At 67.4% G+C, this 14,311-nt stretch carries 9 protein-coding genes; 6 read left to right on the forward strand and 3 right to left on the reverse strand.

The features are described 5' to 3' along the window. Positions 1-39 precede the first annotated feature (39 nt). Positions 40-624, reverse strand: a complete 585-nt coding sequence (locus tag ACIP1U_RS12120) for a hypothetical protein (RefSeq protein ID WP_400314957.1) — start codon at positions 622-624, stop codon at positions 40-42. 548 nt (positions 625-1,172) lie between these two features. Between ACIP1U_RS12120 and ACIP1U_RS12125 the strand changes: the two genes are divergently transcribed. Beyond that, complete coding sequence (locus ACIP1U_RS12125) at positions 1,173-2,183, forward strand: AraC family transcriptional regulator ligand-binding domain-containing protein (protein WP_400314958.1); 1,011 nt, start codon at positions 1,173-1,175, stop codon at positions 2,181-2,183. A gap of 34 nt (positions 2,184-2,217) precedes the next feature. Here ACIP1U_RS12125 and ACIP1U_RS12130 read toward each other — a convergent pair whose 3' ends face one another. Then, positions 2,218-3,138: a LysR family transcriptional regulator gene (locus ACIP1U_RS12130; protein WP_400314960.1), complete on the reverse strand. Its 921-nt coding sequence runs from the start codon at positions 3,136-3,138 to the stop codon at positions 2,218-2,220. A gap of 146 nt (positions 3,139-3,284) precedes the next feature. Between ACIP1U_RS12130 and ACIP1U_RS12135 the strand changes: the two genes are divergently transcribed. Continuing rightward, positions 3,285-4,532, forward strand: a complete 1,248-nt coding sequence (locus tag ACIP1U_RS12135) for an MFS transporter (RefSeq protein WP_400314961.1) — start codon at positions 3,285-3,287, stop codon at positions 4,530-4,532. Positions 4,533-4,563: 31 nt separating this feature from the next. Here ACIP1U_RS12135 and ACIP1U_RS12140 read toward each other — a convergent pair whose 3' ends face one another. Continuing rightward, positions 4,564-5,784 carry an NnrS family protein gene (locus ACIP1U_RS12140; RefSeq protein ID WP_400314962.1) on the reverse strand — a complete coding sequence of 407 codons (1,221 nt, stop codon included), beginning with the start codon at positions 5,782-5,784 and terminating at the stop codon, positions 4,564-4,566. 286 nt (positions 5,785-6,070) lie between these two features. Here ACIP1U_RS12140 and ACIP1U_RS12145 point away from each other — a divergent pair, with 286 nt between their 5' ends. From ACIP1U_RS12145 to narH, 4 genes are all read left to right on the forward strand, one after another. Further along, positions 6,071-7,351: a nitrate/nitrite transporter gene (locus tag ACIP1U_RS12145; protein WP_400314963.1), complete on the forward strand. Its 1,281-nt coding sequence runs from the start codon at positions 6,071-6,073 to the stop codon at positions 7,349-7,351. 53 nt (positions 7,352-7,404) lie between these two features. Then, positions 7,405-8,790: a NarK family nitrate/nitrite MFS transporter gene (locus ACIP1U_RS12150; RefSeq protein WP_400314964.1), complete on the forward strand. Its 1,386-nt coding sequence runs from the start codon at positions 7,405-7,407 to the stop codon at positions 8,788-8,790. Between the two features lie 187 nt (positions 8,791-8,977). Next, a complete protein-coding gene (locus ACIP1U_RS12155; protein WP_400314965.1) occupies positions 8,978-12,739 on the forward strand; it encodes a nitrate reductase subunit alpha in 3,762 nt (1,253 codons plus the stop codon). Next, positions 12,736-14,286: a nitrate reductase subunit beta gene (gene narH, locus ACIP1U_RS12160; RefSeq protein ID WP_400314967.1), complete on the forward strand. Its 1,551-nt coding sequence runs from the start codon at positions 12,736-12,738 to the stop codon at positions 14,284-14,286. Before ACIP1U_RS12155 ends, narH begins: the two co-directional genes overlap by 4 nt. The last annotated feature ends 25 nt before the right edge of the window (positions 14,287-14,311 follow it).

Here is a 14,311-nt window from a genome sequence, read left to right on the forward strand (position 1 = left end):
GCCCGGCGCGCTATTGTTCCGCCCCCGCCCAGGGCGCCGTCACAGCGCCTGGCACACATACTCCTTGCGCAGCGCGCGGAAGCCCTTCTGCGTTGGCTCCGCTGTCAGGCGCGCACCGCCACCGTCCAGCGGCTGCATTCGCAATACCTGCGCCGAGCACTGGCTCGCGGCATCGTCGCGCTGGTACCGGATTTCATAGAGGCCCCCCGGCGCGGGAACGAACGACACGCCCGCCGCGCAACGCTGCTCCGGCAACGGCGGCTCGGCGACCGACGTCACGGCCACGTAGATGCGCCGGCCTGCCTCGACCAGCCGTTCGCGCGTGCGTGCCGGCGGCTCGGGTGAGCGCCCCGGCAGACCCAGTTCGCGATCCCGGCCCATTGCCGACAACTGCTTGCCAGTGCCGGCCAGGACCAGCGGCCGCGCCGGCACCGGGCACTTGGCCGGGTCGACCACTGCGAACGAGGTGATTTCTTCGGTATTGGTCAGCAGCCGCACGCCGGCCGTGGGGGCTCCCGATGGCACCCGGTATTGCGCCACGCAGCCGCATAGCGCCGCAGTGGCGGCCAACGTGGCTAGGCAGGTCAGGCGGGCGGGCACTGCGAACGACCGGTCATGAGGCATGGCGGCAGGCAGTTTGGCATTGCGGTTATGCCAGCCGAGATAGCTGGCAGCAGGAACGCAGCAACTTCCATGGAAATAGGCCACGAATCATGCGCGAATCATGCGCGATAGCGGCATGGACGGTATCCGGCGTTGACACCGTAGCAGCTTGCTGCAGTGTTGTCCTGTTCCCAAAGCTGTGCAGCATACCGGTTTCCAGCAGATTGCGGCAGCCGCACAAACCCATGTTGAAAACCCTGGCGTGATATCCACAGAATCTGTGGATATCCTGCCCTCCCTCTCCCCGGAAGCCTTAGTCTGTGCGGCAACGCACCGGACCGCACAAATTTTAGGCAACGCGTTGCATCGACCGGCGCATCGACTCTCGTTAGCTCCGTCGATACCCTCTCGCAGGACCGCGCCCCGCCCCCCGGCCAACCCGCTGGTTGCGCTGCCTTGGCCACACATCCTCCCCCCGCGTGCCCTTGAAGGCGCCGCCACCACCGCGTAATCTCAGTCTTACCGGGGGCTAGCACAGGCGCCTTGCGCCAATTTGCCAGCCAATAACAATGCCACTCCAAGAGCCAACCCAGGCCAGGCCGTTCCCTCGTGACCTGCTGCACGCGCTGCGTGAAGGCGGTTACGATGTGTCGGCGCTCGTGCCTGCTCCGGATTCCGATCCCGAAACCCTTTCCACCCCGGACACGCCCGAGGCCGGGCCCCAGCAGGCGAGCCACCTGCTGTGCGCGGTCTACCAGGCCACCGGCGATCCCGCCATCGGCCTGTGGCTGGGCAGCCGGATGCAGCCTGACCTGCTCGGCCTGGCAGGCATGCCGGCCATGGCGGGCCCGTCGCTGGGCACGGCGCTGCGGCGCATCGCGCGCTACCAGAAGCTGATGATGGGCGACCGCATCGAACTGCGCCGGCAGGGCGAAGAGGCCTGGGTCTGTATCCGCCCGAGCGAACCGGAGGCGCCTGACACCCGCCCGCGCATCGACATGGAGTTGTGCTCGCTGCTGGCCTTCGGGCGCCAGTTCACGCGCAAGCCGCTGCATCCGCTGCGGGTCTCGCTGCGCATCGGCCAGCCCGACTGGCACCTGCGCTATACCGAAGCCTTCGATTGCCCGGTGCGCTTTGGCGAAGCCGAAGACGCGATTGTGTTCGGCCGGCGCGACCTGTCGCTGCGCCTGGTCGCCCGCGCCCATAGCCGTCCGGCAGCGCCCGCCGCCACGCGCGACGCGCGGCACGCGGCGGCATCGCTGGACGACGTGCGCGCCGCCCTGCACCAGTTGGCCGGCGAGCGCGCACTGAGCCTGGCCGCCGTGGCGCGCCATCTCGACATCAGCGAACGCACGCTGCAGCGCCGGCTGATGGCGGCAGGCACGGGCTTCCGCGCGTTGTGCGAAGATGTACGCCGCGAACTGGCCGGCCGGTACCTGACCGAGGGCAATATGTCGCTGGGAGAAATCGCTTTCCGGCTCGGCTTTGACGATGCCAATTCATTCTTCCGCGCCTTCCGCCGCTGGACCGGCATGACACCGGGCGACTACCGGCGCTCGGCGGCGCACCCGCCGGGTTAGGGCAGACGGCCCGATTCACCTTCCCCGGCCGGCTTCATGCGCCGGCCGGCGCGTCCCAAGGCGGATTCTCGCCGTACTCTTGCGCCAGGTAATCGGCAAAGGCGCGCACCCGCGGCGGCACCAGCCGCCGTTGCGGCATCACCGCGTAGATGCCGGTGTCAGCAATCGGGAAGTCGGGCAGCACCTGCACCAGCCTGCCGGCGCGCAGGTCGCCGCCGACATGCCAGGTCGAATGCAGCGCGATGCCGAAGCCGGCCAGCGCCGCATCCGACAGCAGTTCGCCGGTATTGGCCTCGATGCGACCACGCACCCGCACCGCGATTTCCCCGCCCTGGCCATCGCCAAGTGTCCAGACGTCCTGGCGGCCCTGGCTGCCCACCAGCACCAGGCAATCGTGCCGTACCAGGTCATGCGGCGTGCGCGGCGTGCCGCGCCGGCGCAGGTAATCCGGCGCGGCGCACAGCACGCGCCGGTTGATGGCGAGGCGGCGCGCCACCAGCGTGGAATCGTCGAGCGCCCCGATGCGGATGGCCAGGTCGAAGCCGGCGCTGACGAGGTCGAGCACGTTGTCGGTCAGGTTCACGCTGACCGATAGCCCGGGATGCTGCTCCAGGAACCGCGGCAGCAGCGGCGACACATAGAGCCGGCCGAACGATGACGACGTGGTCACCCGCAACGTGCCTGAGATCCCGGTGCTGGCCTGTCGCAGCGACGCCCCCAGCGCTTCCAGGTCGTCGACCAGCGCACGCCCCTGCTCGGCCAGCACCGCGCCCTCGGGCGTGGCATGCAGCCGCCGCGTGGTCCGGTGCAGCAGGCGCACGCCGAGGTCGCGCTCCAGCCGCTGGAGGCGCTGGCTGGCGACGGCCACCGACAAGCCCAGGCTGCGCGCCGCGGCGCTGATCGAACCCAGGTCGAGTACGCGCAGGAACAAGCCAATATCCCCGATGCGATCCATGATTATCAAGATTCCATTGAAACTGATTATGGATCATGCCGGTTTTTGCAAAAGGCGGGAAGGCGCAGACTGCAGCCTTCCCGCCCTATCCGCTCACCACCGCCACTCACCACGCCCTCACCACCGTCTTTCCCGACCTTCCAACCATGTCCGCCCCCTTTTCCGCTCCTGCTCCTGCCCCTGCCCGCGCTGCCACCGCGAGCGACGGCCTGCCCTTGGCTCTCTATGCGCTGACCGCCGGCTCCTTCGGCATCGGCTGTGCCGAATTCGTCATCATGGGCCTGCTGCTGCAGGTTGCCGCCGACCTGCAGGTGACCATCGCCGCGGCCGGCATGCTGGTGTCCGGCTACGCGCTCGGCGTGTTCGCCGGCGCGCCGGTGCTGACGCTGCTGACCCGGCGCATGCCGCGCAAGGCCGTGCTGCTGGCGCTGATGGTGATCTACACCGTCGGCAACGCCGCCTGCGCGCTGGCGCCCGACTACACCACGCTGATGGTTGCGCGCGTGCTGACCTCGCTGACCCACGGCACGTTCTTCGGCGTGGGTGCAGTGGTGGCGACCGGACTGGTGCCGCCCCACCGGCGTGCCTCGGCGATCTCGGTGATGTTTTCCGGCCTGACGCTGGCCACGCTGCTGGGCATGCCCGCCGGTGCCTGGCTCGGCCTGCACCTGGGCTGGCGCGCAACGTTCTGGGCGATGACGCTGATCGGCCTGGTGTCGCTGGCAGTCATCGCGCTGCTGGTGCAGAGGAGCCGCGACCAGCGCGCCCCGGTGGCGCTGCGCGACGAACTGGCCACCGTCGTGCGCCCGCAGGTGCTGCTGGGCCTGCTGATGACGGTGCTGCAGTCGATGGGCACCTTTGCCGTGATTACCTACGTGCAACCGTTGCTGACACGCGTCTCGGACTTTGGCGAGGGGGCAGTGTCGCCGATCCTGCTGCTGTTCGGCGGCGGCATGATCATCGGCAATATCCTCGGCGGCCGCCTCGCCGACCGCGCGCCGGCGCGCGCATTGCTCGGCTCGCTCGCCACGCTGACACTGGTGCTGGCGGCAATGACGCTGGCCATCCACAACCAGGTGATGGTGGTGGCGTTCGTCGGCATCCTGGGCATTGCCGCATTCTCCACCGTGTCGCCGCTGCAGTTGCGCGTGCTGCGGCATGCCAGTGGCGCTGGCGAGAACCTGGCATCGAGCTTCAATATCGCGGCGTTCAACCTCGGCAACGGGATTGGTGCGTGGATGGGTGGCATGGTGACCGACCACGGTCCCGGGCTGACAGCCTTGCCGTGGATCGCGGCACTGGCGCCGCTGGCAGCGCTGGCGGTGGCCTGGCTCAGCGTCAGGCTCGAGCAGGGCCGCGGTGCCGTCGCACCGGTGGCGCAAGCTTGCCCCTGACCCGCTCGACTCGCTCCCTCAGCCCGGTAGCTCAACCCGGCTTGCCGTCTACCCGTGGGCGCGCAAGCGGCGGCGCATAGGTCAGTGCATAGAGGCCAAACCCCGCCACCCAGCACACCCCGGCGCCCCAGATCCAGTGCAGGTAGCCGGCGGGCCACGCCATCGGACCGAACACGCGCAAGACCGCGGCCATGGCAATCAGCCAGTACGCCACCGTTTCCGCGCGGCCGGCCACCAGCATGCGGCCGGTATGGCCCAGCGCGGTGCGCGTGATCATGGCGATGATGGCCACGCCGAGCGCGCCCACCGTGAACGCATGAGTCGCCAGCCCGGCCATCACCAGGCCCAGCGCACCCAGTGCCTGCAGCAGCAACGCCACCGGCAGCCACGCATAGGCGAGGTGCAGCACCCACAGCAACGGCCGGTTGCCAACCGCATAGCCGCGCCATCCCGCCACGCGCACCGCCAGCACGCCGGCGGCGAGCAGGGACAGCGCCGCGGTCAGCCATCCCGGCATGGGCAGCAATGCCGACGCAAGCCCCAGCACCGTTGCCGGGATCACCATGCGATCGACCTGCTTGACCTGGCGCAGGCGAAAACCGGGAATCGCGTTGGTGGTGAACATCGGGATCACGCGGCCGCCGATCACCACCACGAACAGCGTCACCAGCGCCACGCCGGCGTGGCAGGCCCGCAGCGCCGCGGCATCATGTCCGCCGGCCTGCAGCGACAGGGCGGCGATATTGGCCATGGCGAGCAGCCACAGCGCCAGCGCGAGCGGGTAGTTGCGCCGGTTGCCCGCCCTGGCCAGCGTGCGGGTGAAGGCCAGCGCCGCCAGCGGCAGGAATGCGCCTTCGACGGCGAAGGCAATGGTGCCCGGCGCCACCCACATGCCCACGCGTCCCGCCAGCCACAGCAGGAACAGCACGGCCAGCGCCGCGCCGGTCGGCGTGGGCTGGCCGGTCCAGGCACGCCCCGCCGTGAACAGGAAGCCCACCACGATCGCCGCGGCAAAGCCGAACACCATCTCGTGCGCGTGCCAGAACATCGCGGGCAGCACCGGCGCCGGCCCGACCGACTGCATCCCCGCGAGCATTGCCGACCATGCCGCGACCGCCAGCGCGGCGAACACCGCCCCGCCCAGATAGAACGGCCGGAACCCCAGCGCGAACAGCGCGAATCCGCGCGGCGGCGGCCCGTCAGGCGTCTTGCCGGACGGCGGCCGGGCGGGAAGGATGGGGATGGTTTCCATGGCGGGCGAAAAAGGTCTGTGTAGCGGGACTGTGTAGCGGGCAGAATCGACGCGGCCTGTGCCTGGATTCTTGATCTGGCGCAGGCGGGCCGCAAGCACGCAAACGGGTGCCATGCGTGCCGCAATCACGATAGCACCAGCGCCGCGCCGCCAACCTCCGCCGGTAGAACTACCTCCAACGACAGATCGCTCCATGTGGCGCGCTGTGCTGCCGGCGAATAGGCAGCACCAGTGGCCGCCCCTACTCTGGCATCACCCCCGCCAAAGTTGACACAGGAGCATGGCCATGGCCACCCAAACACGCGCGACGGAACCCGTTCCGGCCGGCGCGGCAATCACGCTGGCGTCCAGTACTTTCGCCTTCACCATCTGCTTTGCCGTCTGGATGCTGTTCGCCGTCCTGGGCATCCCGCTCAAGCAGGAACTCGGCCTCAACGACACGGAATTCGGCCTGCTCGCCGCCACGCCGGTGCTGAGCGGCTCGCTGATCCGCGTGCCGCTGGGCATCTGGACCGACCGCTTCGGCGGCCGCATCGTCTTCTTCGTACTGATGCTGGCCACGGTGATCCCGATCTGGCTGATCTCCTACGCGCACAGCCTGTGGCAACTGCTGGTGCTGGGCCTGTTCGTCGGCCTGGCGGGCGGCTCGTTCTCGGTCGGCACGCCCTACGTGGCGCGCTGGTTCCCGCGCTCGCGCCAGGGCCTGGCGATGGGCATCTTCGGCGCCGGCAACTCAGGCGCGGCGCTGACCAAGTTCGTCGCGCCGGCGATGATCCTGGCGGCGGGCACTTGGACCGTGGTGCCGCGCGTGTATTCGGTGGCGATGCTCGTCACCGCGCTGCTGTTCTGGGTGTTCTCGCGCAGCAACCCGGCGCACATGGTCAAGTCCAGCGTGGGTTGGCGCGAACAGCTGGCAGTGATGCGCGACCCGCGCGTGTGGCGCTATTCGCAGTACTACTCGGTGGTGTTTGGCGGCTATGTCGGCCTGTCGCTGTGGATGACCAAGTACTACATCGGCGAATACGGTTTCGACATCAAGACCGCCGCCTTCCTGGCGGCCTGCTTCTCGCTGCCTGGCGGCGTGCTGCGCGCCATCGGCGGCTGGATCTCCGACCGCTACGGCGCGCACCGCACCACCTGGTGGGTGATGTGGGTGAGCTGGGTCGGCTTCTTCCTGCTCAGCTACCCGCAGACCGACTTCGTCATCCAGACCACCGGCGGCCCGCAGGCATTCCGCATCGCGCTGACGCCCACGGTGTTCACCATCCTCCTGTTTGTGGTCGGCATCGCCTTTGCCATCGGCAAGGCGTCGGTCTTCAAGTTCATCTCCAACGACTTCTCGCACAACATCGGCGCCGTCTCCGGCGTGGTCGGCCTCGCCGGCGGCCTGGGCGGCTTCATCCTGCCGATCCTGTTCGGCATGCTGGCCGACCTGACCGGCGTGCGCAGCAGCTGCTTCATGCTGATGTACGGCACGGTATGCGTGAGCCTGGTGTGGATGCACTACAGCCACCGCGCTGAACGCCAGCGCAAGGCACAGGCCGTCGGGCTCACGCAGGCAGCCTGATCTCTCACCTTCCAGGCGCGCCTCCGCGCTCTTTCCACCAAGGCATACCAATCATGACCTCATCCGTACTCACCCGCTGGGAGCCCGAGAACGCGGCGTTCTGGCAAAGCGAGGGCGAGCGCATCGCCTATCGCAACCTGTGGATCTCGATCCCGGCGCTGATGCTGGCGTTCGTGGTCTGGATGCTGTGGAGCGTGGTCGCGGTCAACCTCGACCGCGCCGGCTTCCAGTTCACCAAGAACCAGCTGTTCTGGCTGACCGCGCTGCCGGCGCTGTCGGGCGCCACGCTGCGCATCTTCTATTCCTTCCTGGTGCCGGTGTTCGGCGGGCGCCGCTTCACCGCGATCTCCACCGCGCTGCTGCTGATCCCGGCGCTGGGCATGGGCTTTGCACTGCGCGACCCGTCCACGGGCTACCCCACGCTGCTGGCGCTGGCGCTGCTGTGCGGGCTGGGCGGCGCCAACTTCAGCTCGTCGATGGCCAACATCAGCTTCTTCTTCCCCAAGGCGAAGAAGGGCCTGGCGACCGGGCTGAATGCCGGCATCGGCAACCTGGGCGTCTCGGTGGTGCAGTTCGTCACGCCGCTGGTGGTGTCGCTGGCGGTGTTCGGCGCGCTCGGTGGCGAGCCGCAGCAATACCAGGCCAACGGCGCCACGCAGAACCTGTGGTTGCAGAACGCGGGCTTTATCTGGGTGCCGTTCATCGTGGTGTCGGCACTGGCCGCGTGGTTCGGCATGCATGACATCGCCGACGCCAGGGCATCGTTTGCCGAACAGGCCGTGATCTTCAAGCGCAAGCACAACTGGCTGATGTGCTGGCTGTACGTGGGCACCTTCGGCTCGTTCATCGGCTTCTCGGCCGGGCTGGCGCTGCTGACCAAGTCGCAGTTCCCGGGCGTCAACCCCACCGCCTATGCCTTCCTGGGGCCCCTGGTCGGCGCGCTGACGCGTCCCGTGGGCGGCTGGATCTCCGACAAGCTTGGCGGTGCGCGCGTCACGCTGTGGACCTTCATCGGCATGATCGCGGCGGTGTTCGCCGTGCTGGCAGCGCTGCCGCATGACGGCGCCGGCGGCAACTTCACCAACTTCCTCGCGGCCTTCATCGCGCTGTTCGCGCTGACCGGCATCGGCAACGGCTCGACCTTCCGCATGATCCCCGTGATCTTCCTGACCGAGCGCCAGCGCGCCGCGAAGGGCAAGGGCGACGCCGCGCAACGCCAGGCGCTGCACGAAGCCGGCAAGGAATCCGCCGCGGTACTGGGCTTCTCCGGCGCGATCGGCGCGTACGGCGGCTTCTTCATCCCCAAGAGCTTCGGCACCTCGCTGGAGCTGACCGGCGCACCGGATACCGCGCTGTACTGCTTCATCGCCTTCTATGTCAGCTGCGTGCTGGTGACGTGGTGGTACTACGCGCGCCGCAACGCGCCCATGCCCTGCTGACCGCCTTGCCGGCCGGACTAGTTCTTCGGAACTAGTCCCGCGCCCGGCACCTCCCCCGATCGCCATGCGGCGGCTGTTCCACCAGCGAATTGGCGGCCGCCCCGCTCCCCCATAAGCTCAAGGTGTCCCTGCAAACGCTCCCGCAACAGCCGGAGCCCCGCAGAAAAGCCTCGCGGAGAACAAGCAAATGAGTCATTTCCTGGATCGACTGAAGTTCATGTCGCGCGTCAAGTCCACCTATGCGGACGGCCACGGCGCGGTGGTGAATGAAGACCGCAAGTGGGAAGACGGCTACCGCAGCCGCTGGCAGCACGACAAGATCGTGCGCTCCACCCACGGCGTGAACTGCACCGGCTCCTGCTCCTGGAAGGTCTATGTCAAGAACGGCCTGATCACCTGGGAAACGCAGCAGACCGACTACCCGCGCACGCGCCCGGACCTGCCCAACCACGAGCCCCGCGGCTGCCCGCGCGGCGCCTCGTACAGCTGGTACGTCTACTCGGCGCAGCGCGTCAAGTACCCGATGATCCGCGGCCGCCTGATGGAGATGTGGCGCGAGGCTCGCAAGACCATGGACCCGATCGCCGCCTGGGAATCGATCAGCCAGGATCCGAAGAAGGCGGCGCGCTACAAGAGCGTGCGCGGCCAGGGCGGCTTCGTGCGCGCCGACTGGAACACCGCCACCGAGATGATCGCCGCGGCCAACGCCTTCACCGTGAAGAAGTTCGGCCCGGACCGCGTGATCGGCTTCTCGCCGATCCCGGCGATGTCGATGGTCTCGTATGCCGCCGGCGCGCGCTACCTGAGCCTGCTCGGGGGCGCCTGCCTGTCGTTCTACGACTGGTACTGCGACCTGCCGCCGGCCAGCCCGCAGATCTGGGGCGAACAGACCGACGTGCCCGAATCGGCCGACTGGTACAACTCGACCTACCTGATGGTGTGGGGCTCCAACGTGCCGCAGACGCGCACGCCCGATGCGCACTTCTACACCGAAGTCCGCTACAAGGGCACCAAGACCGTCGCCGTCTCGTCCGACTTCGGCGAGATGGTCAAGTTCGGCGATATCTGGCTGGCGCCCAAGCAAGGCACCGATGCCGCGCTGGCGATGGCCATGGGCCACGTGGTGCTGAAGGAATTCCACGCCAGCGGCAAGTCCGCCTACTTCCGCGATTACATCAAGCAGTACACCGACATGCCGATGCTGGTGCTGCTGCGCCAGAACCAGGACAACGGCGATACGCTGGTGCCCGACCACTTCCTGCGCGCCTCGCACCTGGCCGACAACCTCGGCGAAGCCAATCATCCCGAGTGGAAGACGCTGCAAATCGACGACGCCACCGGCGAGATCGTCGCACCCAACGGCTCGATCGGCTTCCGCTGGGGGGAAGGCGCGCACAACGGCGGCGAGAAGGTGGGACGCTGGAACCTGGAAATGAAGGACGGCGGCAGCGGCCGCCCGGTGGAGCCGCGCCTGTCGCTGGTCGGAAACGGCGACGAAGTGGTGGAAGTGGGCTTCCCCTACTTCGGCGGCGAACACGACGAACTGCTGCGCCGCCGCGTGCCGGCGCGTCGCATCACCCTGGCCGATGGCACCACCGCGCTGGTCGCCACCGTGTACGACCTGCAGATGGCCAACTACGGTGTCGACCAGGGCCTGGGCGGCCCCAACGTGGCATCGTCGTATGAGGACGACGTGCCCTACACCCCCGCCTGGCAGGAAAAGCACACCTCCGTCCCGGCCCGCCTGGTGACCCAGGTGGCGCGCGAGTTCGCCGACAACGCCGACCGCACGCAAGGCAAGAGCATGGTGATCGTCGGTGCCGCGCTGAACCACTGGTACCACAATGACATGATCTACCGGGGCATCGTCAACCTGCTGATGATGTGCGGCTGCATCGGCAAGAGCGGCGGCGGCTGGGCCCACTATGTCGGACAGGAAAAGTTGCGCCCGCAGTTCGGCTGGGCCCCGCTGGCGTTCGGCCTGGACTGGTCGCGGCCGCCGCGCCAGATGAACGGCACCTCGTTCTTCTACAACCACACCAGCCAGTGGCGCCACGAGAAGCTGGCCGTCGACGAGATCCTGTCGCCGACCGCCGACCGCAAGCGCTATGACGGCCTGTCGCTGCTGGACCTGAACGCCAGGTCCGAGCGCATGGGCTGGCTGCCGTCGGCGCCGCAGCTTGGCACCAATCCGCTCGACGTGGTCGACGCAGCCGAGCAAGCCGGCAAGGACCCGGTGGCCTACACCGTCGAACAACTGAAGTCGGGCGCGCTGCAGTTTGCCTGCGACGATCCTGACAATCCCGCCAACTTCCCGCGCAACATGTTCGTGTGGCGCTCCAATATCCTGGGCAGCTCGGGCAAGGGACATGAGTATTTCCTGAAGTACCTGCTCGGCACGCAAAATGCCGTGTTCGGCGACGAGGCCGACGCCATCACGCCGAGCGAAGTCAACGTGCGCCCGGCCGCCGAAGGCAAGCTCGACCTGCTGACCGTGCTGGACTTCCGCATGAGCACCACCTGCCTGTATGGCGACATCGTGCTGCCGACGGCAACCTGGTACGAGAAGGACGACCTCAACACGTCCGACATGCACCCCTTTATCCACCCGCTGTCCGAAGCCGTGCAGCCGTTGTGGGAGAGCAAGACCGACTGGGAGATCTACAAGGCCATCGCGAAGAAATTCAGCGAGATCGCCGGCCCGTACCTGGGGACGCGCAAGGATCTCGTCTGCACGCCGCTGCTGCACGACACCCCGGGCGAGCTGGGCCAGCCGTTCGAGCCGAAGGACTGGAAGGCCGGCGAGTGCGACCTGATTCCCGGCAAGACCGCGCCGTCGATGACAGTGGTCGAGCGCAACTACGCGGACATCTACAAGAAATTCACCTCGATCGGCCCGATGCTGGACAAGCTCGGCAACGGCGGCAAGGGCATCAACTGGAACACCCAGCATGAGGTGAAGGAAATCGGCGAGCTGAGCCACACGGTGACGGAACCGGGCGTCAGCCAGGGCCGCCCGAAGCTGGAAACAGCAATCGACGCCGCCGAGATGATCCTGACCTTCGCGCCCGAAACCAACGGCCACGTTGCCGTCAAGGCGTGGGAAGCGCTGTCGAAGATCACCGGCCGCGACCACACCCACCTGGCCGAAGGGCGCGAGCACGACAAGATCCGCTTCCGCGACGTGCAGGCACAGCCGCGCAAGATCATCTCCGCGCCGACGTGGTCGGGGCTGGAGTCGGAAGAGGTCAGCTACAACGCCGGCTACACCAACGTGCACGAGCTGATCCCCTGGCGCACGCTGACCGGCCGCCAGCAGTTCTACCAGGACCACCGCTGGATGCTGGACTTCGGCGAAGGCGCCTGCGTGTACAAGCCGGCCATCGACACCAAGACCGTGGCGCCGATGCTGGGCAAGAAGCCCAACGGCAACCCGGAACTGGTGCTGAACTGGATCACGCCGCACCAGAAGTGGGGCATCCACTCCACCTACTCGGACAACCTGCGCATGCTGACGCTGTCGCGCGGCGGCCCCCACGTGTGGATCTCCGAAGCCGAGGCCCAGGCCAACGGCATCCGCGACAACGACTGGGTCGAAGTGTTCAACGTCAACGGGACGCTGACCGCGCGCGTGGTGGTGTCGCAGCGCGTGCCCAAGGGCATGTGTTTGATGTACCACGCCCAGGAAAAGATCGTGAACGTGCCTGGCGCCGAGACCAGCGGCATGCGCGGCGGCATCCATAACTCGGTCACGCGCGCCGTGACCAAGCCCACGCACATGATCGGCGGCTACGCGCAGCTGGCCTACGGCTTCAACTACTACGGCACCGTGGGCAGCAACCGCGACGAGTTCGTGATCCTGCGCAAGATGAAGAAGGTCGACTGGCTGGAAGGGCCGCTCGTGGAAAAGACTGCGAAGTTGATTGAGAACGAAGGAGCCTCGCAATGAAGATCCGTGCCCAGGTGGCCATGGTGCTGAACCTCGACAAGTGCATCGGCTGCCATACCTGCTCCGTGACCTGCAAGAACGTCTGGACCAGCCGCGACGGCGTCGAGTACGCGTGGTTCAACAACGTCGAGACCAAGCCCGGCATCGGCTATCCCAAGGAATGGGAGAACCAGGACAAGTGGCAAGGCGGCTGGAAGCGCAACGCCGACGGCACGCTGGAGCCGCGCCAGGGCGGCAAGCTGAAGATCCTGGCGAACCTGTTCGCCAACCCCAACCTGCCGCAGATCGACGAGTACTACGAGCCCTTCACCTACGACTACGAGCACCTGCAGAAGGCGCCGCTGTCGCAGACCCCGCCCACCGCGCGCCCGGTGTCCGTGCTGACCGGCCGCAAGATGGAAAAGATCGAGTGGGGCCCGAACTGGGAAGACGACCTCGGCGGCGAATTCAGCTCGCGCGGCCGCGACAAGCTCTTCGACGACGTGCAGAAGGAGATGTACTCGACCTTCGAGAACACCTTCATGATGTACCTGCCGCGCCTGTGCGAGCACTGCCTGAACCCGGCCTGCGTGGCCTCGTGCCCCTCCGGCTCGATCTACAAGCGCGAGGACGACGGCATCGTGCTGGTCGACCAGGACAAGTGCCGCGGCTGGCGCATGTGCATCTCGGGCTGCCCGTACAAGAAGATCTATTTCAACTGGCAGAGCGGCAAGGCCGAGAAATGCCTGTTCTGCTATCCGCGCATCGAGGCCGGCCAGCCTACGGTCTGCTCCGAGACCTGCGTCGGCCGCATCCGCTACCTGGGCGTGATGCTGTACGACGCCGACCGCATCGAGCAGGCCGCGTCGGTGGCCGATGAGCGCGACCTGTACCAGTCGCAGCTCGACGTCTTTCTCGATCCGCACGACCCGGCGGTGCAGGCCGAAGCGCTGCGCCAGGGCATCCCGCAAAGCTGGCTCGATGCCGCGCGCAAGTCGCCGGTCTACAAGATGGCGTGCGAATGGAAGATCGCCTTCCCGCTGCATCCGGAGTACCGCACGCTGCCGATGGTCTGGTACATCCCCCCGCTGTCGCCGATCCAGTCGGCGGCCGAAGCGGGCCACATGGGCATGAACGGCATCATCCCCGACGTCAAGAGCCTGCGCATCCCGGTCAAGTACTTGGCCAACCTGCTGACCGCGGGCGACGTGATGCCGGTGCTGTCGGCGCTGGACCGCATGCTGGCGATGCGCGCCTACAAGCGCTCGCAGGTGGTCGACGGCGTGCAGGACCTGGACGTGCTCAGGCAAGTGGGGCTGACGCCCGCGCAGGTCGAGGACATGTACAAGACCATGGCCATCGCCAACTACGAGGACCGTTTCGTGATCCCGTCCTCGCACAAGGAAATGGTCGAGGACAGCTTCAATGACAAGGCCAGCTGCGGCTTCACCTTCGGCAACGGCTGCTCGGGCGGCGCCTCGAATGGCGCGCTGTTCGGCAAGAAGCCGCAGGGCAGCGTGCATTTCGCCGACATGCCCAGGTCGCGCAAGAAGGCCGTGATGAGCTGAGCGCTCGCGAACCAACCGGAGAAGA

This window comes from Cupriavidus sp. NPDC089707 (assembly GCF_044748965.1).
Classification (GTDB): domain Bacteria; phylum Pseudomonadota; class Gammaproteobacteria; order Burkholderiales; family Burkholderiaceae; genus Cupriavidus.

What these genes read in the sequence shown, in the direction of transcription:
- ACIP1U_RS12150 (WP_400314964.1), top strand. Translation starts at nt 7,405, where the DNA reads ATGACCTCATCCGTACTCACCCGCTGGGAGCCCGAGAACGCGGCGTTC.
- ACIP1U_RS12145 (WP_400314963.1), top strand. Translation starts at nt 6,071, where the DNA reads ATGGCCACCCAAACACGCGCGACGGAACCCGTTCCGGCCGGCGCGGCA.
- ACIP1U_RS12155 (WP_400314965.1), top strand. Translation starts at nt 8,978, where the DNA reads ATGAGTCATTTCCTGGATCGACTGAAGTTCATGTCGCGCGTCAAGTCC.
- ACIP1U_RS12125 (WP_400314958.1), top strand. Translation starts at nt 1,173, where the DNA reads ATGCCACTCCAAGAGCCAACCCAGGCCAGGCCGTTCCCTCGTGACCTG.
- ACIP1U_RS12140 (WP_400314962.1), bottom strand. Translation starts at nt 5,784, where the DNA reads ATGGAAACCATCCCCATCCTTCCCGCCCGGCCGCCGTCCGGCAAGACG.
- ACIP1U_RS12130 (WP_400314960.1), bottom strand. Translation starts at nt 3,138, where the DNA reads ATGGATCGCATCGGGGATATTGGCTTGTTCCTGCGCGTACTCGACCTG.
- ACIP1U_RS12120 (WP_400314957.1), bottom strand. Translation starts at nt 624, where the DNA reads ATGCCTCATGACCGGTCGTTCGCAGTGCCCGCCCGCCTGACCTGCCTA.
- ACIP1U_RS12135 (WP_400314961.1), top strand. Translation starts at nt 3,285, where the DNA reads ATGTCCGCCCCCTTTTCCGCTCCTGCTCCTGCCCCTGCCCGCGCTGCC.
- narH (WP_400314967.1), top strand. Translation starts at nt 12,736, where the DNA reads ATGAAGATCCGTGCCCAGGTGGCCATGGTGCTGAACCTCGACAAGTGC.